This is a genomic window from Streptomyces sp. NPDC037126 (assembly GCF_055605965.1).
Genome location: NZ_JBVJTD010000027.1, coordinates 35,435 through 57,397, shown reverse-complemented (window position 1 = coordinate 57,397; position 21,963 = coordinate 35,435). Strand labels below are relative to the sequence as shown.

Annotated in this window: 19 protein-coding genes; 8 read left to right on the top strand and 11 right to left on the bottom strand. The window is 73.4% G+C overall.

The features are described 5' to 3' along the window. Positions 1-8 precede the first annotated feature (8 nt). The 3 genes from ACZ7FF_RS38115 to lnt all read right to left on the bottom strand — a co-directional run bounded on the left by ACZ7FF_RS38115 (position 9) and on the right by lnt (position 3,039). Complete coding sequence (locus ACZ7FF_RS38115; protein WP_470818434.1) at positions 9-827, bottom strand: 3-hydroxybutyrate dehydrogenase; 819 nt, start codon at positions 825-827, stop codon at positions 9-11. A 54-nt stretch (positions 828-881) separates the two neighbouring features. Beyond that, entirely contained in the window at positions 882-1,361 is a 480-nt protein-coding gene (locus tag ACZ7FF_RS38110; protein WP_470818432.1) for an NUDIX hydrolase, read from the bottom strand. Positions 1,362-1,428: 67 nt separating this feature from the next. Continuing rightward, positions 1,429-3,039 carry an apolipoprotein N-acyltransferase gene (gene lnt / locus ACZ7FF_RS38105; RefSeq protein WP_470818430.1) on the bottom strand — a complete coding sequence of 537 codons (1,611 nt, stop codon included), beginning with the start codon at positions 3,037-3,039 and terminating at the stop codon, positions 1,429-1,431. Between the two features lie 387 nt (positions 3,040-3,426). Between lnt and ACZ7FF_RS38100 the strand changes: the two genes are divergently transcribed. Further along, positions 3,427-4,401: an O-antigen ligase family protein gene (locus tag ACZ7FF_RS38100; RefSeq protein WP_470818429.1), complete on the top strand. Its 975-nt coding sequence runs from the start codon at positions 3,427-3,429 to the stop codon at positions 4,399-4,401. Between the two features lie 103 nt (positions 4,402-4,504). Here ACZ7FF_RS38100 and ACZ7FF_RS38095 read toward each other — a convergent pair whose 3' ends face one another. Together ACZ7FF_RS38095 and ACZ7FF_RS38090 are read right to left on the bottom strand one after the other, a co-directional pair. Continuing rightward, positions 4,505-5,050, bottom strand: coding sequence for a hypothetical protein (locus ACZ7FF_RS38095; RefSeq protein ID WP_470818427.1), 546 nt, complete (start codon positions 5,048-5,050; stop codon positions 4,505-4,507). Positions 5,051-5,144: 94 nt separating this feature from the next. Continuing rightward, positions 5,145-5,933 carry a glutamate racemase gene (locus ACZ7FF_RS38090; protein WP_470818426.1) on the bottom strand — a complete coding sequence of 263 codons (789 nt, stop codon included), beginning with the start codon at positions 5,931-5,933 and terminating at the stop codon, positions 5,145-5,147. A 39-nt stretch (positions 5,934-5,972) separates the two neighbouring features. Here ACZ7FF_RS38090 and ACZ7FF_RS38085 point away from each other — a divergent pair, with 39 nt between their 5' ends. Continuing rightward, positions 5,973-7,166, top strand: coding sequence for a glycosyltransferase (locus tag ACZ7FF_RS38085; protein WP_470818425.1), 1,194 nt, complete (start codon positions 5,973-5,975; stop codon positions 7,164-7,166). A gap of 6 nt (positions 7,167-7,172) precedes the next feature. Here the strand turns inward: ACZ7FF_RS38085 and ACZ7FF_RS38080 are convergent, their stop codons facing one another. Beyond that, entirely contained in the window at positions 7,173-8,465 is a 1,293-nt protein-coding gene (locus ACZ7FF_RS38080; RefSeq protein WP_470818445.1) for a TerD family protein, read from the bottom strand. Positions 8,466-8,772: 307 nt separating this feature from the next. Between ACZ7FF_RS38080 and ACZ7FF_RS38075 the strand changes: the two genes are divergently transcribed. The 4 genes from ACZ7FF_RS38075 (at position 8,773) to ACZ7FF_RS38060 (ending at position 13,535) form a co-directional block, all read left to right on the top strand. Beyond that, complete coding sequence (locus ACZ7FF_RS38075) at positions 8,773-9,213, top strand: DUF6643 family protein (RefSeq protein ID WP_470818423.1); 441 nt, start codon at positions 8,773-8,775, stop codon at positions 9,211-9,213. Between the two features lie 43 nt (positions 9,214-9,256). Further along, positions 9,257-10,081, top strand: a complete 825-nt coding sequence (locus ACZ7FF_RS38070; protein WP_470818421.1) for an MOSC domain-containing protein — start codon at positions 9,257-9,259, stop codon at positions 10,079-10,081. 186 nt (positions 10,082-10,267) lie between these two features. After that, positions 10,268-10,873, top strand: a complete 606-nt coding sequence (locus ACZ7FF_RS38065; protein ID WP_470818420.1) for an Rv1733c family protein — start codon at positions 10,268-10,270, stop codon at positions 10,871-10,873. 229 nt (positions 10,874-11,102) lie between these two features. Then, complete coding sequence (locus tag ACZ7FF_RS38060) at positions 11,103-13,535, top strand: right-handed parallel beta-helix repeat-containing protein (protein ID WP_470818419.1); 2,433 nt, start codon at positions 11,103-11,105, stop codon at positions 13,533-13,535. Between the two features lie 121 nt (positions 13,536-13,656). Here the strand turns inward: ACZ7FF_RS38060 and ACZ7FF_RS38055 are convergent, their stop codons facing one another. Both ACZ7FF_RS38055 and ACZ7FF_RS38050 read right to left on the bottom strand, forming a co-directional pair. After that, positions 13,657-14,199: a DUF4142 domain-containing protein gene (locus tag ACZ7FF_RS38055; protein ID WP_470818418.1), complete on the bottom strand. Its 543-nt coding sequence runs from the start codon at positions 14,197-14,199 to the stop codon at positions 13,657-13,659. A 220-nt stretch (positions 14,200-14,419) separates the two neighbouring features. Next, positions 14,420-16,792: a hypothetical protein gene (locus tag ACZ7FF_RS38050; RefSeq protein WP_470818416.1), complete on the bottom strand. Its 2,373-nt coding sequence runs from the start codon at positions 16,790-16,792 to the stop codon at positions 14,420-14,422. 296 nt (positions 16,793-17,088) lie between these two features. On the opposite strand from ACZ7FF_RS38050, the gene ACZ7FF_RS38045 reads away from it, so the two are divergent. Continuing rightward, positions 17,089-17,931, top strand: coding sequence for a DeoR/GlpR family DNA-binding transcription regulator (locus tag ACZ7FF_RS38045; RefSeq protein ID WP_470818414.1), 843 nt, complete (start codon positions 17,089-17,091; stop codon positions 17,929-17,931). Positions 17,932-17,952: 21 nt separating this feature from the next. On the opposite strand, the gene ACZ7FF_RS38040 is transcribed toward ACZ7FF_RS38045, so the two are convergent. Together ACZ7FF_RS38040 and ACZ7FF_RS38035 are read right to left on the bottom strand one after the other, a co-directional pair. After that, positions 17,953-18,999, bottom strand: coding sequence for a S66 family peptidase (locus ACZ7FF_RS38040; protein ID WP_470818412.1), 1,047 nt, complete (start codon positions 18,997-18,999; stop codon positions 17,953-17,955). A gap of 236 nt (positions 19,000-19,235) precedes the next feature. Next, the gene (locus ACZ7FF_RS38035) at positions 19,236-19,805 is read right to left on the bottom strand and encodes an MBL fold metallo-hydrolase (RefSeq protein WP_470818410.1); all 570 of its coding nucleotides are present in this window, start codon (positions 19,803-19,805) and stop codon (positions 19,236-19,238) included. 133 nt (positions 19,806-19,938) lie between these two features. Here ACZ7FF_RS38035 and ACZ7FF_RS38030 point away from each other — a divergent pair, with 133 nt between their 5' ends. Beyond that, a complete protein-coding gene (locus ACZ7FF_RS38030; RefSeq protein ID WP_470818408.1) occupies positions 19,939-20,400 on the top strand; it encodes an SRPBCC family protein in 462 nt (153 codons plus the stop codon). Positions 20,401-20,663: 263 nt separating this feature from the next. Here ACZ7FF_RS38030 and cds1 read toward each other — a convergent pair whose 3' ends face one another. Beyond that, on the bottom strand, positions 20,664-21,788 hold the full coding sequence (cds1, locus tag ACZ7FF_RS38025) for an L-cysteine desulfhydrase Cds1 (RefSeq protein ID WP_470818407.1): 1,125 nt from the start codon (positions 21,786-21,788) through the stop codon (positions 20,664-20,666). Positions 21,789-21,963: the final 175 nt, after the last annotated feature.

The window sequence follows — 21,963 nt, the reverse complement described above, 5'->3', positions numbered from 1 at the left end:
AGCGGTGCTCAGTGGGCCGTCCAGCCGCCGTCGAGGACGATCGAGGTTCCGGTGACGAAGGACGCCTGCGGGCTGCACAGGTAGGCCACGGCCTCGGCGACCTCCTCCGGTTCGATGAGCCGCCGCACCGCGCTGTCCTTGAGCAGGACCTCGGACAGCACCCGCTCCTCGGGGATGCCGTGCGCCTCCGCCTGGTCGGCGATCTGCTTCTCGACCAGGGGGGTGCGCACATAGGCGGGGTTCACGCAGTTGGAGGTCACGCCGTGTGCGGCCCCCTCCAGCGCGGCCGTCTTGGACAGACCTTCGAGGCCGTGTTTGGCGGCCACGTAGGCGGACTTGAACGCCGAGGCGCGCAGACCGTGGACGGAGGACACGTTGACGATCCGGCCCCAGCGCTGTGCGTACATGTGGGGAAGGGCGCCGCGGATGAGGCGGAAGGGGGCCTCCAGCATCACGGTCAGCACCGTGTGGAAGACGTCCGGGGGGAACTCCTCGATGGGGCGCACCAGTTGCAGCCCGGCGTTGTTGACCAGCACGTCGGTGCCGAACGCGGCGCGCTCGGCGGCGTCGAGGTCGGTCAGGTCCACCACGAGCGGGACCAGGGGCCCGGCGAGTCCGGACCGCCCGGCCTCGTCGGCCAGTTCCGTGAGACCGGCCGCGTCCCGGTCGACGGCCCTCACCTCGGCCCCGGCGGCCGCGAGCCGCAGCGCGCAGGCGCGGCCGATGCCGCTGGCGGCGCCGGTGACGAGGGCCGTGCGACCCGCGAGGTCGAGAGCGAGGGGCTGCACCTGGGGGCCCGGGCCGGGCGACGGGCTGGACGAGGTCATGCACCGACCCTAAGCGGAACCCGCCCCTCACCACATGTGGTGCCCACCCATACGTCAGCCGCTGGTCGTGGGGTCGAACCATGTGGGCGCCTCGGACATGGCCTGCTTGATCCGCAGGAGCCCGAACTCGTTCAGCTGCGGCAGCGCGTCGACGGCGAACCAGCCCACCGCCAGCGACTCGTCGTCGTTGACCCGGGCCTCGCCGCCCACCGCCCGGCAGCGGAAGGTGATGTCCATGTACTGGCAGACGTCCCCGTTGCCGTAGGTGACCGGCTCCAGCGCCTGCACCAGCACGACCCGCTCGGCGACGCAGTGCACGGCGGTCTCCTCGAAGACCTCCCGCACGGCGCACGCCGCGGGCTGCTCACCCGGCTCCGGAATGCCGCCGATCACCGACCACTTCCCGGTGTCGGACCGCCGGCCGAGCAGCACCCTGCCCTCGTCGTCGAAGACGATCGCGGTGACCCCGGGGAGCCAGAGCAGCTGGCGGCCGGCCGAGGCCCTGAGCGTGCGGATGAATTCAGGAGTAGCCATGGCCCGACCCTAACCGGCCGGTCCGGCCCCTCCCCGCCCGTTCGGGGCGCGTACCGCGGTCGTACGGCTACACGCCACCGGTGCGCCGCGCGCGCAGGCCGGAGCCGATCGCCCAGCCGATCCCGCCCGCGGCGACCAGCACGAGCGCGATCTCCGGCAGGATGCCCAGTCGCGTCGCGGGCGTCTCGGAGGTGCGCAGCGGCACCTTCTGGACGAGGTACGCGGGCACGAACATGCCGGTCCGCTGGGTGATCTTCCCGTCCGGCATGATGACGGCGCTGACGCCACTGGTCACCGGCACGGTCACCGTGCGGCTGTGCTCGACGGCGCGGACGCGGGACATGGCGAGCTGCTGGTAGGTCATCTCGCTGCGGTCGAAGGTCGCGTTGTTGCTGGGCACGGAGATCATCTCCGCGCCGTGCGTCACGGTGTCCCGCACGGCCCAGTCGAAGGCGGCCTCGTAGCAGGTCGCGAGGCCCACCTTGGCGCCGTCGATGTCGAACACGCCGGGCTTGCCGCCCCGGCTGAAGTCCTGGCGGACCATACCGGTCCAGTTCTTGTTGACCGCCCCGACGAGCGAGCGCAGCGGAAGGTACTCGCCGAAGGGCTGGATCTGACGCTTGTCGTACGTCTGTGTCGGGCCCTTGGCCGGGTCCCAGAGGATCTGCTCGTTGAGCAGCTTGCCGTCCCGTTCCACGACGGCGCCGACCGAGATGGGCACGCCGAGCGCCTGGGAGGCCTCCTCGATCACGGCGGCCGCGTCGGGGTTGCTGAAGGGGTCGATGTCGGAGGAGTTCTCCGGCCACAGCACGTAGTCGGGCTTGGCGACCTTGCCCGCCTTGACGGCGGCGGCGAGCTTGAGCGTCTCGCGCACGTGGTAGTCGAGCACGGCGCGGCGCTGGGCACTGAACTCCAGCCCGGAGCGCGGCACGTTGCCCTGGATGACCGCCACGGTCGCGGTGCCGTTCTCCGCCTTGTCACTCACGAGCGCGCGGGCCCCGACCGCGCCCGCCACCGGCACGGCCACGCTGAGCAGGGCCGCGGCGGCGGCCGCACGCCGCACGGTCCGGCTGCGGCGCCGCTCGGCGATCAGCCGGCCGGCCTCGTGGATTCCGAATCCGCACAGGACGACCGCGAAACCGAGCACGGGCGTGCCGCCGACAGCGGCGAGCGGCAGGAAGACGCCGTCCGCCTGCCCGAACGCGATCTTGCCCCAGGGGAAGCCGCGGAAGGGCACGCGCGCGCGTACCGCTTCGCCCGCGATCCAGATCGCCGCCGCCCACACCGGCCAGGCCGGCAGTCTGGAGACCGCGGAGATGCCCACGCCGACCAGCGCGACGAAGATCGCCTCGATGGCGACCAGGGCCAGCCAGGGGCCGGGGCCGACCTCGACGCCGGTCCACACCAGCAGAGGCAGCAGGAAGCCGAGCCCGAAGAGGTAGCCGAGGCCGAGCGCCGCCTTCCAGCTCCGGCCGCGCAGCACCCAGCCGAAGCCGGCGAAGGCGAGCGGGGCCAGCCACCACAGGGTGCGTGGCGGAAAACTGACGTAGAGCAGCACTCCGCAGAGCACGGAGGCGACGGCCGGGACCAGGCGCAGCAGCCGGCGGCCGAGCGCGCCGGGCGCGGGGGTCGGCCGGAGCTGATCCGGTTGGTCCACGGAAGTTGCGGTGACGGTCACGCGGGTGAGTGTACGGCGGTTGACCTCGCGGTTGACAGCGCGGTCCGGGACCGGAACCGGCCAGGCCGCAAGGGGCCGGGCGCGTGGCAGGGGCGGGTACGCGCGCCGCCGTGGCGGCCCCGGCGCCCCGTCGGCGCAGGCGTCCGCACCGCCTGGCACGTACGGATGAAACCACGACGTTCTGCCCCACCTCATGCACAAACCGGTCATCAGCCGTTACGGTGAGCCCAGCCTCGGCAGTGTCGCCGCAACCGGCGTTCGGCCTTGGCGTGCCACAGGGCGGGGTACGAGGGGCGGCGCGTGGGGGCGACGAGAACGAGGTCCGCGGCCGGTACGCACGGCGCGGAAGCTCAGAACATCAGAGGAAACGTTTCTGACGGGGCGGGCATGATCCTGCTCGGGGCCTGCGCGGGGTGGGCGCTGATCAGCGCGGCGGCCCACGACGGGCGGCCCGAGGGCATGCTGCTCGCGGTGCTCGCCGTGGCCGCCGGCCACGCGGCGGGGCGGGTCTCCGGGGCGCTGCTGCCCGTGGCGGCGCCGTGCGCCGGAGCGGTCGCGGGGGTCGCGCTGGCCGTGGCACTGCCCGACCTCACCGCCGGCCCGCGCTACGCCGCCCCACTCGGCCACGCCGGTGCCACGGCCGCCCTGCTCGCGCTCGCCACCGGCGCCGCGTGCTGCGCCGCCTGGGCGACGGCCGTACCGGCGGTGCGGCTGGGGCTGCGCACGCTCGGCGTCGCCGCCGTGCTGACCGGGGCCGCGCTGGGATCCGCCGCCGGTTGCGCGGCCAGTGCGGTGGTGCTGCTGTGCTCGGTGGCCGCGGGCCGGGTGTCCCGGCGGGGCGGGTGGCTCGCGGTGCTGGCCGCGGTCGCGGTCCTGGTGGCCGCGACGGTCTGGGCGGTCGCCGCGGACGCGCTGCCCGGCGGCCCCGCCGGGGTGCTGGAGAACGTGCTGACGCCGCGCCGGGTCCAGCTGTGGCAGGACGCCCTGCGTCTCGCGGGCCACGACAGCGGGCTGGGCGTGGGTCCCGACCGGTTCGGCGAACTGGCCGCGACGCCCGCCCAGCCGGTGTCCGACGGCAAGCCCCACTCGGCCCCGCTGCAACTGGCGGCGGAACAGGGGCTCATCGGGGTCTGCCTGATCACCGCCGCGTTCTGCTGGGTGCTGCACGCGCTGTGGCGCACCCCCCGCTCCACCCCGGTCGCCCTCACCGCGGCCACGGCCCTCACCGCGCTCGCCGTCCTCGCCTCGCTGGGCGACGCCCTGAGCTTCACCACCGTGACGGCGGGCGCGGGCCTCCTGGCCGGCTGGTCGACGGCACGGCCGTGGACGAAGGCGGGGGCGGACACGGAACCTGCTGCGTGACGGCCCGGGGGCCGGTGGTACGCCTGGGCGAGGAGCACTCGCCCGACCGTGGCCGCCGCGATGCTCCGGAGGGCTGGGCCGAACGTGATCAGCGGCTCGGGCCTCAGGCCGCCGTTCCCGGTCTGATCGTTCCCAGCCGGGCCCTGATGGCCCGTACCGCCGACTCCGCGTTGTCCACGGTGATCGTGAAGGTGTGGCCGTCCCACAGGCTCAGCACGATGCCCTCGCCCCGGCGTACGACGACCGCGGTGCCCTTCTCGGGACGCCATCGGTAGCCCCAGCCGCCCCACTGCCGCGGGGTGACGAGGGCGGTGAAGTCGGCGCCCGCGACGTGCGAGAGCGGAATGCGGCGGCGCGGCACCCCGATGTGGCCGCAGCGCACCTCGACGGACTCCCGGTCCAGCTTGAGGTCGACGTGCACGAAGGCGAGCGTGCCGAACAGGACCAGCAGGCCGGCCGCGATGCAGCCCACGACGGACATCACCAGCGGGGCGATACCGGACGTCCAGGCCGAGTCCACGGCCAGCTCGATGCCGAGCGCCATGCACGCCGCCCCGACCAGCGCCAGCAGCCACTGCACCCGATTCGTGGCACGTCCGGTCCAGACGTCGGGGTTCGAGGTGTCGTCCGGGCGGGGGTGCTCCCTCATGTTTAAGAGGTTACTCAGGTTTCGCTGCGCGGGTAGGCCGTGGCGGTGGGTGACTGGCCCGGGTGGAGCACGGCGGACCCGGGGTTCTTGCCGCTCAGCGGACGGGACTGGCGACGGTCTGGAGGAAGCGCCCTTCCTCGTAGGACAGCGCCGTGTCCGGGAGCGTCGCCGAGCGGCCGCTCAGCAGCACGGAGAGGCCGGTCGCCGTGTCGGCGCCGGGATCCGGCAGCGCGCCGATCCTGCGCAGGGCCTGGGCGGCCACGGCCCCGGCGGAACCGTGCAGGACGAGCGGCGGGCGGCCCGGCTGCTGGACGGCGGCCCGGATGCGCTCGCCGACCAGCTCGTAGTTGGTGCAGCCGAGGACGACGGTGGTCACGTCGTCCGGGGTGCGGGAGGCCGCCGAGGCGATCGCGGTCTCGATCGCGGCCTCGTCGGCGTGGTGCACGGCGTCCGCGAGACCGGGGCAGGCCACCTCGGTGACGGACACACCGGCGGCGAACTGATCGATCAGTCCCCGCTGGTAGGCGCTTCCGGTGGTGGCGGGAGTCGCCCAGATCGCGACATGGCCGCCGCCCGCCGCGGCCGGCTTGATGGCCGGGACCGTGCCGATGATCGGCAGGCCCGGCTCGAACCGGGCGCGCATCTGCGGCAGGGAGTGGACGGACGCGGTGTTGCAGGCGACGATCAGGACGTCGGGCTCGTGCGCGGCGGCCGCCTCGGCGACGGCGATGGCCCGCCGCGTGATGTCCTCCGGAGTGCGCGGTCCCCAGGGCATGCCGTCCGGGTCCCAGGACAGCACCAGGTCCGCGTCGGGCCGCAGCCGTCGTACCGCGGCAGCGGCGGGGAGCAGGCCGATTCCGGAGTCCATGAGCGCGATCTTCACCCGGCCACGATAGACGATGCCCCCTTACGGACCGCCCTGGTGGGGCAGACTGCGGCCGTGAGCGCCTTCCTGTGGATCACCGTCGGGTCGCTGGCAGCCTGGTGCTGGCTGCTGCTGTGCCAGGGGTTCTTCTGGCGCACGGACGTGCGTCTGCCACCGCGCCGCGAACCGGAGGAGTGGCCACCGGTCTGTGTGGTCGTACCGGCTCGCGACGAGGCCTCCGTGCTGCCCGCGAGCCTGCCGTCGCTGCTGGCCCAGGACTATCCGGGGCGGGCGGAGGTCTTCCTGGTCGACGACGGCAGCACGGACGGCACAGGTGGGCTGGCCGAGGAGCTGTCCCGGCGGCACGGCGGGCTGCCGCTCACGGTGGACTCTCCGGGCGAACCGCCCGCGGGCTGGACGGGCAAGCTCTGGGCGGTGCGGCAGGGCATCGCCCTGGCACGCGCGCGAGACCCCGAGTACGTGCTGCTGACCGACGCCGACATCGCGCACGCGCCGGACAGCCTGCGCGGGCTGGTGGCGGCCGCCCGCACCGGGGGCTTCGACGTGGTGTCGCAGATGGCGCGGCTGCGGGTGGAGAGCCGGTGGGAGCGGCTGGTGGTCCCCGCCTTCGTGTACTTCTTCGCCCAGCTGTACCCCTTCCGCCGGATCGGGCGGGCGGGCTCGCGCACGGCGGCCGCCGCGGGCGGCTGCGTCCTGCTGCGCGCCGCCATGGCGGAGAAGGCGCGGATCCCGGACGCCATCCGGCACGCCGTCATCGACGACGTGGCCCTGGCGCGCGCGGTGAAGGGCGCGGGTGGCCGGATCTGGCTGGGTCTCGCCGACCGGGTGGACAGCGTCCGCCCTTATCCGCGGCTGCACGACCTGTGGCGGATGGTCTCCCGGAGCGCGTACGCCCAGCTGCGGCACAACCCGCTGCTGCTGCTCGGCACGGTCGCCGGGCTGGCGCTGGTCTACCTGGTGCCGCCGGCGGCGGTGGTCGTGGGCGCGGCGGCCGGCAGCGCGGGGACGGCGGCGCTCGGCGCGCTGGCGTGGGCGGTGATGGCGGGCACGTACGTGCCGATGCTGCGCTACTACCGGCAGCCGCTGTGGCTCGCCCCGCTGCTGCCGTACACCGCTTTCCTGTACCTCCTCATGACGGTGGACTCGGCCGTGCAGCACTACCGGGGGCGCGGGGCCGCCTGGAAGGGCCGCACGTACGCGCGTCCCGGCGCGCTGCCCGACGAGGGCTGAGCACGGTCACTTGCGCCCGGGCGTCCAGTTCATGCCCCACCCGTAGGCGCGGTCTATCGTCCGCTGCGGGCTCACCCCGCGGTCCGGCACGAGGTACCGGGCCTCGCGCTGGACGAGGAGGTCCCCGCCGGTGTTGGTGATCAGGGCGAGGGCGCACACCGTGGAGGGGACGGTGCAGTCGTCGAGCGAGAAGTCGATGGCGGCGCCGTGCTGCGGCTGGAGGGTGACGGTGGCGTGCAGGTCGGCGAAGGAGCTGGCGCCTTCGTAGATGGTGACGAAAACGAGGATGCGCCGGAAGTCCCGCCGGTGGTCGAGATTGACGGTGAGGTTCTCACCGCTCGCCACGGCACCGGTGCGGTCGTCGCCGTCGAGGTGGATGTACGGCGGCCGGTGCAGCGATCCGAAGGAGTTGCCGAGGGCCTGTACGACCCCTTTGCGGCCGTCGGCGAGCTCGTAGAGGGCGCACAGGTCGAGGTCGAGGCCCCCCTGCCCGCCGCGACGGCCGCCCCAGCCCTGGAGTTGTTTGCGCACCTGCCAGTTGAGGTTCACCCGCATGACACCGGAGGTACCGCCCTGCTTGGCGAGCGAGACGGAGGGGGCGGCTTTCGTGAGGGTGACCTTCGACAGGCGGACCGGCTGCGCCGGCGCCGCGGGCGGGGCCGGTGGCGGCACGGATCCGGCGAGGGGCGGTGCCATGGCCGGGTGCGGCGGCAGCGAGGCCATGGCGGTGGGTGGCGGCGCGGTCACCGGGGGTGCCGGCGCGGGCGGCGCGGCGTGCCGCGGCTCGTCCACGGTGATGCCGAAGTTCGTTGCCAGGCCTTCGAGTCCGCTGCTGTAGCCCTGGCCGACGGCGCGGAACTTCCAGCCGCCCTGGCGGCGGTAGAACTCGCCGAGCAGGAAGGCGGTCTCCACGGTGGCACCCGAACTGTCGAAGCGGGCGACCACCTGGCCGCTCCCGGCGTCGGTCACCTCGATGTACAGGTCCGGGATCTGCCCGAACGTCCCGCCGTCCGCCGAGGCGGCGAGGACGATCCGCTCGATCTCGCCCTCCACGCGGGCGAGGTCGACGAAGAGGGTGTCGACGACGCGCGCGCCGGCCGTGTGCTTGCCCTCGTGGCGTACCGCTCCGGAGGCGTGGGCGGGCTGGTTGTAGAAGACGAAGTCCCCGTCGGAGCGGACCTTTCCGGTGGCGAGCAGCAGCGCCGAGGCGTCCGCGTCCGGTACGCCGGGTCCCCCGCGCCGGCCCAGTTCGACGCGCAGCGCCGTGGTCGGCACCTGCGCGTTCGATCCCTTCGGCATTGACATGTACGCCCCCCTGGCGAGTCGGTTCGCGGGTGCTCCGCGGTCGTCCGGTTCATCCCTACCCGCACAACCTATTCCCGGCCACGCCGAACTCCCATGGAGCGTGCGGGCGGCGGCGCCGGAAGATCGCCCGTCAACCGCCGGTAACCCCGCGGGAGCTTGGCCTTTACACGATCTGAACGTTGAAACGTGCCCCTTTTTGCCAAGTTCGCTCGGATTGGGGATCCCGAGTCACTGCGGACACGGAAAACAACCCTCTTATCGGTCTCCCCAACCAGCACATCGTGGGCTTAACTTATGTGCCATGACCTCCCCCCGCTCCACTTATGGTGGCGGCTACTACTCCGCCTCCTTCCCGGACACCCCGATCTACGACTCCCTCGTGGCCGAGCGGGGCACCCCGCAGATCGCCCCGATCCGGGTCCCCGCCGCCTACGACACGGGCAGCAACCTGCCCGCGCTGCCGTCGGCACTGCCCGCCCTCCCGGCGGCCCCCTCCCCGCAGGCCCCCGCCTACGGCTACCCGCAGATGCACCAGCCCGCCCCGTTCCAGCAGGCGCCGACCGCGTACATCCCGCAGCAGGCGAGCGCCCCGCGCGGCTACCCCGGTCCGCAGGCCCCGCAGCAGCGGCCGATGGCGCCGGGCACCGGGTACGAGGCCATGCGCCCGGCGGCGCCGCGCCCCGTCCCCGTGCAGGCTCCCTACCAGGACCCGTACAACAACCAGCAGTACCGCGGCTACTGACCGGCACACCCCCGCCGTAGGTGTCACCTGGCACGATGGCGTCATGGGAAACGCCGAAGTGCAGTCGATCCACGTCTACCCGGTCAAGGCGTTCCGGGGCCTCGCGCCCCGGGAGGCCGTGGTGGAGCGCTGGGGCCTGGCCGGAGACCGGCGCTGGACACTGATCGACGACGGGGGAAAGGTCGTCACACAGCGGGAGCAGCCGCGCCTCGCACTGGCCGCCGCCGAGCCTCTGGCCGGCGGCGGCATTCGTCTCTCCGCGCCCGGCCGTGCACCCGTGACGGTCGCCGTGCCGGAGCCGGCGGCGACCGTGCCGGTGAACATCTTCGGCACGAAGGTGGAAGCGGTGCCGGCCTCGGCGGACGCGCACGCCTGGTGCAGCGCCTACCTGGGCGACGACGTCCGCCTGGTGCACCTGGACGACCCGGCCACCCGCCGCCCGGTCGATCCCGAGTACGCGCTGCCCGGTGAGACGGTCAGCTTCGCCGACGGCTACCCCCTGCTCGTCACCACCACGGCCTCGCTGGACGCCCTGAACTCCCTGATCGCCGAGGGGAAGTACGCCGGTGAGGGCCCGCTGCCCATGAACCGCTTCCGGCCCAGCGTCGTGGTCGCGGGCACCGAGGCCTGGGCCGAGGACCACTGGTCGCGCATCTCCGTCGGCGAGGTCGAGTTCCGCGTCCCGAAGACGTGCGGGCGGTGCGTGGTGACCACCACCGACCAGGAGACCGCCGCCCGCGGCCGGGAGCCGCTGCACACCCTGGCCCGCCACCGCAGGATCGGCGGCAGCCTCGTCTTCGGGCAGAACCTCGTACCCCTGTCCCCCGGCACGATCAGGACCGGCGACCCGGTGCGGGTGCTCGGATAGCACGGAAACCGATTGCCGATCGGGGAACCCTGGGGACGTCCACGGTCGTTGAGGAGACATGAGAAATTCGTGAGACGCCGCGGTCATGACCGGCCGCGGTGGACATGATGTCGCTCTCTTCGGACCCGGGCCGCGGGTGACCGCCCGCGCCAGGCGTCATGACGGAGCGAAAGGGGGGTGGGGGACGTGCGGGCAGTCACCGGTGTGTGGCGCTGGCGGGGCAATCCGCTGCGCCGTGCGACCGATCTGGCCGAGGCGTGGGTGGCGCTCGTGGCGCTGGTGCTGGTCGCGCTGGCCGCGCCCGTGACCGGCTGCCTGGTCGGCGCCGCCGCCCAGGACTCGTTGCAACGGTCGGCGAGGGAGCAGCAGCACGCCCGCCGGCTCGTCTCGGCCACCGTGGTGCGCGACCTGGGCCAAGCCCCGCTGGAGACCGACCCCGACACCACCACCGCGCGCGAGGCCCGCAGCCGGGTCGTCGCGGACTGGACGGCGCCGGACGGCACCCGGCGGCGCGGAGCGGCCCTGGCGGACATCAAGTCCCCGCACGCGGGAGACCACTTCGGGCTCTGGACGGATCCGCACGGCCGAATAACCAGCCGTCCGCTGGACTCCACCACGGCGACCACACACGCGGTCCTGGCCGGCCTCGGCGCCGCCCTGATCGCCGCCGCGCTGGTGGAGAGCGTCCGGCGCCTCGTCGTCTGGCGCATGGTCCGTCATCGGTACACGCGATGGGACCAGGCCTGGGACCGGGCGGGACCGGACTGGGGCAAGGCGGGCACCGGCAGCTGACCGCCTTCCGGCTCTGGTCAACCCACCGTGCACGCACACGCTACGGTGGACCGGCCGAAACGCTTTCGGCGACAACCCGCGGGTGAGCGAACCGCGGGGGCTCGCGGTCCCCGAGAGCGCGCACGCGCACCGGCCCCAGGTCCGGGCGCGATCGCGGTCCCGGCACCGGCGCGGCGCCCCCGCAGGGGCGTCAGCCATCAGTACGACGAGGTGGGGGCACAGCAACGCCATGGCACAGGGCACGGTCCAGGTGACGCACACCGGTACTTCGCGGTGGCGGCGCCGCACGGGTGAGTACGCGTCGCTCGCCGCCGCCCTGGAGGCCGCCGCCGACGGCGACGTCCTCACCATCGCCCCCGGTACCTACCGGGAGAACCTCGTCGTGCAGCGGGCGGTGACGCTCCGTGGACCGGAGGGCTCGCCGGGCTCGGTGCGGATCGCCCCCGTGGACGGGGTGCCGCTGACCGTGCGGGCCTCGGCCGTGGTGCAGGACCTGCATGTGGAGGGCCAGGACGCGGCCGCGCCCGCGCTGCTGGTCGAGGAGGGCACGCCCGAGGTGACGGACGTGCGGATCGTCACGCGGTCCGCGGCCGGCATCGAGGTGCGCGGCGGCGCCCGCCCGACCGTGCGCCGCTGCACCGTGGACAACCCGGCCGGCATCGGCATCGCCGTGCTCGACGGCGGCGGGGTGTTCGAGGAGTGCGAGGTGGTCGCGGCCGGGCAGGCGGGCGTGTCGGTCCGCGGCGGCGCCCACCCGCGCCTGGAGCGCTGCCGGGTGCACCACGCCTCGGGCACCGGGTTCACGGTGACCGGCGAGAACTCCGCCCTGGAGGCGGTGGGTTGCGAGGTCTACGAGGTCCGCGGCTCCGGGGTGCAGGTCACCCAGCGGGCCACCGCGCACCTGACCGACTGCGATGTGCACCGCACCACCGCCGACGGGGTGACGCTGGACAACGAGGCGGTCCTCACGCTCGCCGACTGCCGCATCCACGACATCCCGGAGAACGCGGTCGACCTGCGCTCGCGCTCGGTGCTCACGCTGACCCGGACGACGGTCCGTCAGTTCGGCCGCAACGGCCTGTCGGTGTGGGACCCGGGCACCCGGGTGGACGCCAACCAGTGCGAGATCTTCGACAGCACCGGCGACTACCCGGCGGTGTGGGTGAGCGACGGGGCCACCGCGGTCCTCGACTCGTGCCGGGTGCACGACGTGCCGGACGCCCTGTTCGTGCTGGACCGCGGGTCGCGCGTGGACGTCGTGGACAGCGACCTGTCCCAGGTGCGCAACACGGCCGTGTCGGTGAGTGACGGGGCGACCGCGCAGCTCGACGACTGCCGGATCCGGGACGCGGCCACCGGCGCCTGGTTCCGCGACCACGGCAGCGGCGGCACCCTCGACAACTGCACCGTGGACGGCACCCAGACCGGTGTGATCGTCACCAAGGGCGCCGACCCGACCGTCGAGCGGTGCACGGTGGACTCCCCCGCCGAGGCCGGTTTCTACGTCTCCGCGGGCGGCCGCGGCAGCTTCCTGAACTGCCGGGTCAGCGGCAGCGGCGGCTACGGCTTCCATGTGATCGACGGCTGTCGTACGACGCTGCGCAAGTGCCGTACGGAGCGCTGTGCGCGCGGTGGTTACGAGTTCGCGGACGGCGGCCCGGACACGGGGTCCGGGACGGGTCCCGTCGTGGAGGACTGCACCAGCGACGAGAGCGGCAGTCTCCGGCCGCCGGCGGCCCGGGAGACGGCGGTGCAGACGTCCCCGGGGTCCGCCGGGCTGCTCGGCTCGATCCCCGGGCAGCGCAGCACGGAACAGGAGCCGCCCGCAGCCCTCGGGCCGGAGCAGCCGGTGCGGACGTCGAAGGACGTGCTCGGTGAACTGGACGCGCTGGTGGGCCTGGAGAGCGTCAAGCGCGAGGTGCGGGCGCTGACCGACATGATCGAGGTGGGCCGGCGCCGTCAGCGGGCGGGCCTGAAGGCGGCCTCGGTCAAGCGGCACCTGGTCTTCACGGGCTCCCCCGGCACCGGCAAGACGACGGTCGCCCGGCTCTACGGCGAGATCCTGGCCTCCCTCGGCGTGCTGGAGAAGGGCCACCTGGTCGAGGTGTCCCGGGTGGACCTGGTCGGCGAGCACATCGGTTCCACGGCGATCCGCACCCAGGAGGCCTTCGAACGGGCTCGCGGCGGGGTGCTGTTCATCGACGAGGCGTACGCGCTCTCGCCGGAGGATGCCGGGCGTGACTTCGGCAAGGAGGCCATCGACACGCTGGTGAAGCTGATGGAGGACCACCGGGACGCGGTGGTGGTGATCGTCGCCGGCTACACGGCGGAGATGGAACGCTTCCTGTCCGTCAACCCCGGTGTGGCCTCCCGGTTCTCGCGCACCATCACCTTCGGCGACTACGGCTCCGAGGAGCTGCTGCGGATCGTGGAGCAGCAGGCCGGCGAGCACGAGTACCGGCTGACGCCGGGGGCCTCCGAGGCGCTGCTCAAGTACTTCACGGCACTCCCGAAGGGCCCCGCGTTCGGCAACGGCCGCACCGCCCGCCAGACGTTCGAGGCCCTGGTCGAGCGCCACGCGAGCCGCGTGGCCCAGATCGAGGACCCCGACACGGACGACCTGACCCTGCTGTACGCGGAAGACCTCCCGGAACTCCCCTGACCACCCCGCCGCACACCCCTGGAGCACTCGGAGTACGTCGAGCAACGGGCCCGGTCGCTCGCGGGGGCTGCGGATGTGGGGGTTCGGCCGCAGCCCCGGGAGCTCGTGCCCTGGTTCAGGCTCAACGCGGTGGCATGTGGCACGTGCCGCCGTCGACCATCTCCAGGTGCGCGTGGATGATCGGGCGCGCCATTTCGGCGTAGGCCTTGACCTGGCTGTTCCGGGCCGTCGGGATCTCGTGGTCGATCTTGGCCAGTACCTCCTTGTGGCCCTGGTACATCATTTTCAGCCAGGCCGCGTCGTAGGCCGGTGAGTGGGCCTTGTCCGCCACGGGCGCGAACATCTGCTGGTCGGCCTTGGTCGGACCGCTCTGCAGACGCAGGCCCAGGGAGTCGGCGACCGGCTTGAGTCTCTGCTGGAGACGCGTGTGGTTGTCGTACAGGACGCGGCCCGCCTGCGCGACGCACCCGGTGGTGGCGCTCTTCTGGGCGTTGCTTCCCGCCGCGATCTCACTCGCGTTGACGTTGGCCATGAACTCCACGAAGTTCCTGTCGGCACGGGTGGTCGAGGGAGCCGCGTCGTGCGCGGACGCGACCCCCGCTGCCGCACCCACCACGGACACGGCGGCCAGGGCCACTACCACCGAACGGTTGCCATACTTCATTTCCGGCAGTCCTTTCCTGAGACAAGGGGAGGGACACGAACCGCGGACGCGGTTTCCTGTCCATGCCGCCAGCCTCCCGTCATGCCGCCCGGCGCGCCGTCGTCCACCCGGTGGGTCGCCCGGAGGACCCGTCGCGCCCGACCGGGGGACGCGAACGGCGGACTCGAACGGGACCCGAAGCGGGCCCGGAGCGGACGATCGAGCCCTTCGGCCGCCGCGTCTACCGACGCTGGCCAGGCAGTTCCCCGTGCAGACGGGCCAGCAGGCGGGCCCGTTCGAGGCCGAAGACCGGGTCCGCCCGGTAGTCGGAGTGGCCGAGGATCGGGGCCGGCAGCGGTTGGTCGGTGGTACGGCCGTAGGCGAGGGGATCCTTCAGGGGCGGACGGTCGACGCCCGGGGTGCCGTCGGCGGGCAGCCGCACCGGGCCGCCGATGGGGTCGGTGAGGCGGTGGAGGTTGCGCCAGCAGGCGATGTCGCGGTGCAGGGCGGCGAGCGCGGCGGGTCCGAAGTGCGCGGGGAACCAGCGACCGTAGAGCCGCTCCAACGGGCAGCCGTACGTCAGCAGCGCGACCCGGCCGCGGGCGGACGGGGTCAGCTGCCAGGCCGCCGCGGCGGCGAGGACGCTGCCCTGGGAGTGGCCGGAGAGGACCAGGCTGCCCCCGGTGCGCCGCGTCCAGGTCGCCATCCGCCAGGTCAGGTCGGGCACCGCGCGCTCGGCGTAGCACGGCGGGGCGAAGGGGTGGGCGGCGCGCGGCCAGAAGGTGCCGACGTCCCAGAGGATGCCGACCGTGCGCCGGGCGGCGGGATCCTTGTAGGCGCGCCGGCCCCAGGCGACGAAGAGCAGGAAGCCGAGCCCGACCAGCCAGGAGCCGAGAGCCTGCGAGATCCCGGCGACGGCCTGTACGGCGTCGTAGGTACGGCGGGCCGCGCCGTCGGGTGTCCTCCCGGTGACCAGGGCACCGGCCAGCGCCACGGTGCCCAGTGCCAGGGTGGTGGCGGAGAGCACGGTGAGGACGACGGGCGCACGGTCGGTGAGGGCCGCCATGGCCCGGGTGTGGGCGATGGTCCGGGTCCGGGCGGGGTCCTCGGGCTCACCCGGGTGCTCGTGGCGGACGCGGTCGCGCTCGGCACGGGCCAGCCGGGCGGTGCCCGCGGCGAGCCTGGCGGCCAGGAGCAGCAGGACCGCGAGGAGCGGCGGGATCACGGACGCCTGCCAGGTCAGGAGCACCGGGGGACCGGCGAGCGAGGCACGGGTGCCGTCCAGCCAGTCGGCGACGCGCTGCGCGACTCCGCCGGACATCACCCCGCCGAGCGCGCAGGCGAGCAGCGCGGTGGCCGGTCCGCCGAGTCCGCGCATCGCGGTGCGCGGGTCGTCGGCGCGGACGTAAAGGACGCGGGCGACGACGGCGAGCGCGACCACGAGCAGCCCCTGGGCCGCCATCAGGGCCCCGAAGGCGGGGTCCCCGGGCAGCCGGCCCACGGACCGCCAGCCGGGCCGGGACCAGCCGGCGTAGACCAGGGTGAGCAGCAGCAGTCCGAGCGTGCCGAGCGGCAGGAGCCGTACGAGGTGCCGGTCGAGGCGCTCCTCGAGGCGGTGCTCGCTGCGGCCCCGGCGGCACACGACACCCACGGCCGCGCCCGCCCCGGCGATCAGGGCCGCGGTGAGCAGCCAGCTCAGGGCGTTCAGGGCCGGGGAGCCGCCGGGACGGTGGTCGAAGCGGGCCACCGGCGTCGCGACGGCGGCGGCGACGGTCAGCAGGCCCGCGGCGGTGTGCGCGGCGCGCAGCCGGGCCACCAGGCGGCGCCCGTACCAGAAGCCGGGCATGGCGAGGGCGCTGCCGTCGGTGTCCGGTTCGGGGTCCTGGAGCATGGGGCGGTGGGACTCGTACGCGCTCCACGTGCGGTGCGAGAGGTACCAGAGCAGGCCGGTCAGGGCGGTCGGCACCAGGGCGGCGAGGGCGAGCCGGCGCCCGGGCGGACGCCACCAGCCGACGGCCGCCGCGAGCAGCGCGGGCCACCCCGGCCCCGTCGCCCCGCGTGGGAGGGGGGCCGGCCGGAGGTGCCGGGCGGCGCAGGCCCGGACGCCGCCGCACTGCCAGGCCACCAGGTCGAGGGCCACCTCACAGGCGGCCGCGACCAGCAGCACGGTCAGGGTGAGCGCGGTCAGCCGCACGAGGAGGCCGTAGAAGCGGACGGTGCGGGGGCGGCCCGGGGCGGCGGGGCGCATCCAGTGCGCGAGGTTGACCACCATGAACGGCGACAGCAGCAGCCACAGGGCGCGGCCGGCGTCGCCCGAGGTGAGGTTGCACCAGACGTACGCCTCCTGCACCGGTCCGCCACGGTGCTCTCCCCCGCGCTCCGGGTCCCCGGCGGGCCCGGCGTCCGCGGCCCGCCGGAAGATCGCGGCCGTGTCGTCGCCGGTGATCCGGACGGTCCGCGGGTCGTCGAGCATCTTCTCGGGTGTGGTGCCGCCGACCCCGTGCACCAGCAGTTCCAGATCGTTCCCAGGCTCGTCCCCGCCGGGCCGCCGCGTTCCGGGCCCGGCGGGTCCGTCGGTCTCCCGCCCGGTGGGGCGGTCCTGCGCGCGTTCCACCGTTCTCGCACTTCCCCCGTGATGCCGTGAAGGCCCCTGCCCGTGCGCGCTCCAGGATGTCCGGTTCCGGGGCGGTCCACACCCCTTGTCGCGCAAACTCCCCGATCCGTGTGACGGCGGGCGGGGCGGCCGCGCGCCCCTGTGGCATGTGCGCGTCGCGACAGGTGGTGGCGCAACCCGTGCCCTCCCGTGAAAAGATGGGACGCCCGCGCACCTTCGAACGGCTGGAACGTCCTGGTCGGAGGCTGCGTGCCGGGGCGTGTCGGACGGTTGGCGGCGAAAGGACCGGAGCGTACGTGAGCGAGAATCAGAACCTCCTCGCCGAGCAGCGCCGCTCGCTGATCCTGGACGAGGTCCGGCGCCGGGGCGGTGTGCGGGTCAACGAACTGACCCGCAAGCTCGGGGTGTCGGACATGACCGTGCGCCGCGACCTGGACGCGCTCGCCCGGCAGGGCATGCTGGAGAAGGTGCACGGCGGAGCGGTGCCGGTGGTCGAAGCCAGCACCCACGAGCCGGGCTTCGAGGCCAAGTCGGGTCTGGAGCTGTCGGCCAAGGAGGACATCGCGCGGGCAGCCGCCCGGCTGGTCACCCCCGGCACCGCGATCGCCCTGTCCGGCGGTACGACGACATACGCGCTCGCCCAGCACCTGCTGGAGGTGCCTGACCTGACCGTGGTGACGAACTCGGTGCGGGTCGCCGACGTCTTCCACTCCGCGCAGCGCACCTCGGGGCAGCGGCAGGGCGCGGCCACGGTGGTGCTGACCGGCGGGGTGCGCACCCCGTCCGACTCGCTGGTGGGCCCGGTGGCCGACCAGGCGATCGCCGCGCTCCACTTCGACCTGCTCTTCCTCGGCGTGCACGGCATATCGGTCGAGGCGGGCCTGTCCACACCGAACCTGGCGGAGGCGGAGACCAACCGCCGGCTGGTCCACTCGGCGCGGCGGGTGGTGGTGGTCGCCGACCACACCAAGTGGGGCACGGTCGGCCTCAGTTCGTTCGCCACCCTGGGGCAGGTGGACACCCTGGTGACCGACGCGGGCCTGCCCGACGAGGCACGCTCCGAGGTCTCCGAGCATCTGCAGCGGCTGATCGTGGCGGGCGAGCAGGACGGCGCCGGAGGCTTCGACGCCGCCGAGTAGCCGGCCCGGTGCCGGGCGAGGTCAGTACGTCACGGTGATGCGCCGTGCCGGGCCGTCCACGCGGACCAGACCGCCGTACGGGATCACCAGTTGGGGATCGGTGTGCCCGAAGTCGACGTCGAAGACCGCCGTCGTCCGCGGCGCGTAGACCGCCAGCGCGCGCAGCACCGCCTCGCGCTGCTCGGTGGCGTAACGCCGTTTCTCCTCCGGGCTGTTCGGCCGCTCGAAGGACCAGGCCTTTGCCCGGGCCATCAGCAGGGCGGGGAAGCGGGCGAGCAGGCCCCGCTCGCCCATGTTGCGCAGGATCCGGAAGACCTCCTCCGCGCTCGGCAGTTCCTCGGACGTCTCCAGGAACAGCACGCCGCCCTCGTACGCGGCGGGGTCCCGTTCGATCTCGCGGTCGGCCATCAGCAGCCAGGAGAGGATCTCGATGTTGCCGCCCCAGGCCCGGCCCTCGACGACGTTCTCGGGCCGGTGCCAGATCCAGCCGCTCGCGGGCTCCGAGTCCGGTTCCGCCTCGAAGGTGGCCGGGGCGGCCCAGTCGCGGGCGGTGTCGCGGTAGCGCTCGGCGGGGCGCAGCTCGTACGGGCCCGAGGTGAACAGGGCGGCGCGTACCGAGTCGGCGGTCTGGGGGTGGAGCGCGTACGGACGGCCGATCTCCGTCATCAGGCAGGCACCGTGGTAGCCGACGATGCCCAGATTGTGCAGGAACAGCAGCAGGTTGGTGTTGTCGCTGGTGCCGAAGAACGGCTTGGGGTTGGCCCGGATCAACTCGCGGTCCAGCAGGGGGAGCACGGTGATCTGGTCGTCCCCGCCGATGCTGGCCATGACGGCCTTGACGGTCGGGTCCGCGAACGCGGCGTGGATGTCCCGTGCGCGCTCCTGCGGGGTGGACCCCATCTTCCGGGTGGCCGGGTACTCCACCGGCTCCAGCCCGAACTCCTTGCGTAGCCGCTCGAGTCCCAGCTCGTGCGGGCGCGGGAGGACTCCCGCCAGACCGGAGGAGGGCGAGATGACGGCGATACGATCGCCGGGCACGGGCTTGGGCGGATACGCGGGAGGCCTCATGCGCCTGACAATAAGCCGCCGCCCCACCGCCGTTCACCTCCATTACCGCCGTCAGTCCCCTGCCCGACCTGCCACCCACCTGGTGAGTTCGTGGGCCGGCGCATCGGGACCTCGCGGTGGACGCCAATGCCAATGCCGTGCTTCCGCCGAGGTTCGGCTGCCCCGTGCGTGGCCGGTCGTCCTGGGTCGGCGTGGACGTCTCGTGCTGTGCCTGCGCAGCCCGCTCGGTGACCGGGTCACGGCAGGAGGTGGCTCTGGAGCAGCTCGTGAAGTCGGTCGGGACCGAAGCTGCGGCCGTGTCCCGGGTGGACGACGGACACGTCGAGGCCGGCGAGGCGTCGCAGGCTGCGCCGGTAGGCGGACGGGTCCGATTCGGGGAGGTCGTCGATGAGGTGGCCGTCGTAGATCACGTCGCCGGAGAACAACGCGCCGGTGCGCCGCTCGTGGAGCGCGATGCATCCGGGTGTGTGGCCGGGGAGGTGGAGGACCGTGAGGGTGCGGCCCCCTGCGTCGACGGTGTCGCCGTCCCGCAGCGGCTGGGTGACCGTCACCGGGCCCACGTGGTAGGTCCTGGGATCGTAGGCGGCATGCGGCAGCGCGTCGATCAGCAGGTCGGGAACGGTCTCTCCCACGGCCTCGAAGCCGATCCGTTCGCAGAGTTCGGCCCCGTACAGGCTCGCCGGGACGCCTTGGGCCAGGATCTCGGCGGCGGCCGGGTGCGCGGCCCGTTCGCGGAACTCATGGGCTCCGCCCACATGGTCCACATGACCGTGGGTGAGCACCACCAGATCAGAGTTTTGGTCCACGCCGAATCTCGCACCGCGGGAGCGGTACAGCCCCGCGACCGTATGTGTCCCCGTACGCGACACCTGACTGACCGTCAACTAAGCTGTTGCCAACGCCCCGCCCCCGCAAGGGACTTCACGAGGAGGCTCCCGCATGGCCCAGCGTCTGCGCCCGGTCGGACCGGACTTCATCGAGTCCGCGCCCGTACGGCTGGTGTTCGGCCGGGATCTCGCGGCCGCCCCGGACGCCGTCTTCCGTGCCCTCGCCGAGGACGTGGCCGGCTGGCCGGAGTGGTTCTCGGCCGTGGCCTCCGCCCGGCCGACCGAGGGCGGCCGGGAGGTCCGGCTGCGGGGCGGCACCCGCTTCGAGGAGACGATCCTCGTGGCGAAGGAGCCCGAGGTGTACGCGTACCGCGTCGACGTGACCAACACCCCCGGCGCCCGCGCCTGGGTCGAGGAGTGGCGGCTCACTCCGTACGGCACCGGCACCCGGGTCGGCATGACCTTCGCCCTCGACGGCACGGCCGCGTTCCGCCTGACCTGCCGCCTCATCGGACCGGGCGTCGGCCACGCCTTCCGCAAGGCGGCGGCTGAGCTGGACCGACGGCTCCGCTAGCGGGCACCCGGCACGGCGACCACGCGGAGACCGCCGCTCGGGCCCCGCACCACCCAAGCCCGGCCGCCCCGCAAAGGCCACCGCTCAGGCCCCCAGCACCTCGCACCGTCCAGACACGCCCGCCCCGCACCAGGCCAGGCCAGGCCACCCCGCAAAGGCCACCGCTCAAGGCCCCGACCCCTCGCACCGTCCAGGCACGCCCCCCCACAACGGCCACCGCCCCGGCCTCGCGACACCCCCGTCCAGGAACAGGCCCGCACCCCTCAGCCCGGCCACACCCCCGTGGTCAGCAGGGTCTCGATCGCCGTCGCGTACGGAGCGATGTCCAGACCCTGGCTGGTGAGCCACGCGTCCGAGTAGTACTTGTCGAGGTAGCGGTCGCCCGGGTCGCAGAGGAGGGTGACGACGCTGCCGGTGCGGCCCTCGGCGACCATCTCGGAGACGATCTTCAGGGCGCTCCACAGCCCGGTGCCGGTGGAGCCGCCCGCCTTGCGGCCGATCGCCCGCTCGAGGGCGCGTACGGCGGCGACGCTGGCCGCGTCGGGAACCTTCATCATCCGGTCGACGGCGCCGGGCACGAAGCTCGGTTCCATGCGCGGGCGGCCGATGCCCTCGATCCGGGAACCGCAGTCGCAGGTGACGTCCGGATCGCCGGTGGTCCAGCCCTCGAAGAAGCAGGAGTTCTCCGGGTCGGCCACACAGATGCGGGTGTCGTACTGCATGTAGTGCACGTACCGGGCCAGCGTCGCGGAGGTGCCGCCGGTGCCCGCCGTGGCGACGATCCACGCCGGCTCCGGGAACCGCTCCAACTCCAGCTGGCGGAAGATGGATTCGGCGATGTTGTTGTTGCCGCGCCAGTCGGTGGCCCGCTCGGCGTAGGTGAACTGGTCCATGTAGTGCCCGCCGGTCTCCACCGCGAGGCGGGCGGACTCCTCGTACATCTTCCGGGAGTCGTCCACGAAGTGGCACTGCCCGCCGTGGAACTCGATGAGGCGGCACTTCTCGGCGCTCGTCGTGCGGGGCATGACCGCGATGAAGGGCACGCCGATCAGCTTGGCGAAGTAGGCCTCGGAGACGGCGGTGGAGCCGCTGGAGGCCTCGATCACCGGCCGGCCGGGGCGGATCCAGCCATTGCAGAGACCGTAGAGGAACAGGGAGCGGGCGAGGCGGTGCTTGAGGCTGCCGGTGGGGTGGGTCGACTCGTCCTTGAGGTACAGGTCGATGCCCCAGCGCTCGGGGAGCGGGAAGCGGAGCAGGTGCGTGTCGGCCGACCGGTTGGCGTCGGCCTGCACCTTGCGTACCGCCTCTTTCAGCCAGTCGCGGTAGCCGGCGTCACTGCGGTCGACGTCGAGCGTGGCGCCGGTCCGGGTCTGTGGGGTGGTGCTCACGGCGGGACTCCTTACGCTGTCCGCCGACGGCTCCTCACGCGGTCGGCATCTTGAGCATAGGCATCTTTAGCACCGCTTCCCACCTGCATAAACGCATCTTTGAGCCAACCAAAGACGGGCTGGGGCACAGGCGTGCGAGAGGGCCGGGGGCGCATTGGCGAGAGTGCTCCGGGCG

Coding starts and splice junctions, on each gene's coding strand:
- ACZ7FF_RS38075 (WP_470818423.1), top strand. CDS start 8,773: ATGACCTCCCCCCGCTCCACTTATGGTGGCGGCTACTACTCCGCCTCC.
- ACZ7FF_RS38115 (WP_470818434.1), bottom strand. CDS start 827: ATGACCTCGTCCAGCCCGTCGCCCGGCCCGGGCCCCCAGGTGCAGCCC.
- ACZ7FF_RS38030 (WP_470818408.1), top strand. CDS start 19,939: ATGGCCCAGCGTCTGCGCCCGGTCGGACCGGACTTCATCGAGTCCGCG.
- ACZ7FF_RS38110 (WP_470818432.1), bottom strand. CDS start 1,361: ATGGCTACTCCTGAATTCATCCGCACGCTCAGGGCCTCGGCCGGCCGC.
- ACZ7FF_RS38100 (WP_470818429.1), top strand. CDS start 3,427: ATGATCCTGCTCGGGGCCTGCGCGGGGTGGGCGCTGATCAGCGCGGCG.
- ACZ7FF_RS38080 (WP_470818445.1), bottom strand. CDS start 8,465: ATGCCGAAGGGATCGAACGCGCAGGTGCCGACCACGGCGCTGCGCGTC.
- ACZ7FF_RS38060 (WP_470818419.1), top strand. CDS start 11,103: ATGGCACAGGGCACGGTCCAGGTGACGCACACCGGTACTTCGCGGTGG.
- ACZ7FF_RS38040 (WP_470818412.1), bottom strand. CDS start 18,999: ATGAGGCCTCCCGCGTATCCGCCCAAGCCCGTGCCCGGCGATCGTATC.
- ACZ7FF_RS38070 (WP_470818421.1), top strand. CDS start 9,257: ATGGGAAACGCCGAAGTGCAGTCGATCCACGTCTACCCGGTCAAGGCG.
- ACZ7FF_RS38055 (WP_470818418.1), bottom strand. CDS start 14,199: ATGAAGTATGGCAACCGTTCGGTGGTAGTGGCCCTGGCCGCCGTGTCC.
- ACZ7FF_RS38095 (WP_470818427.1), bottom strand. CDS start 5,050: ATGAGGGAGCACCCCCGCCCGGACGACACCTCGAACCCCGACGTCTGG.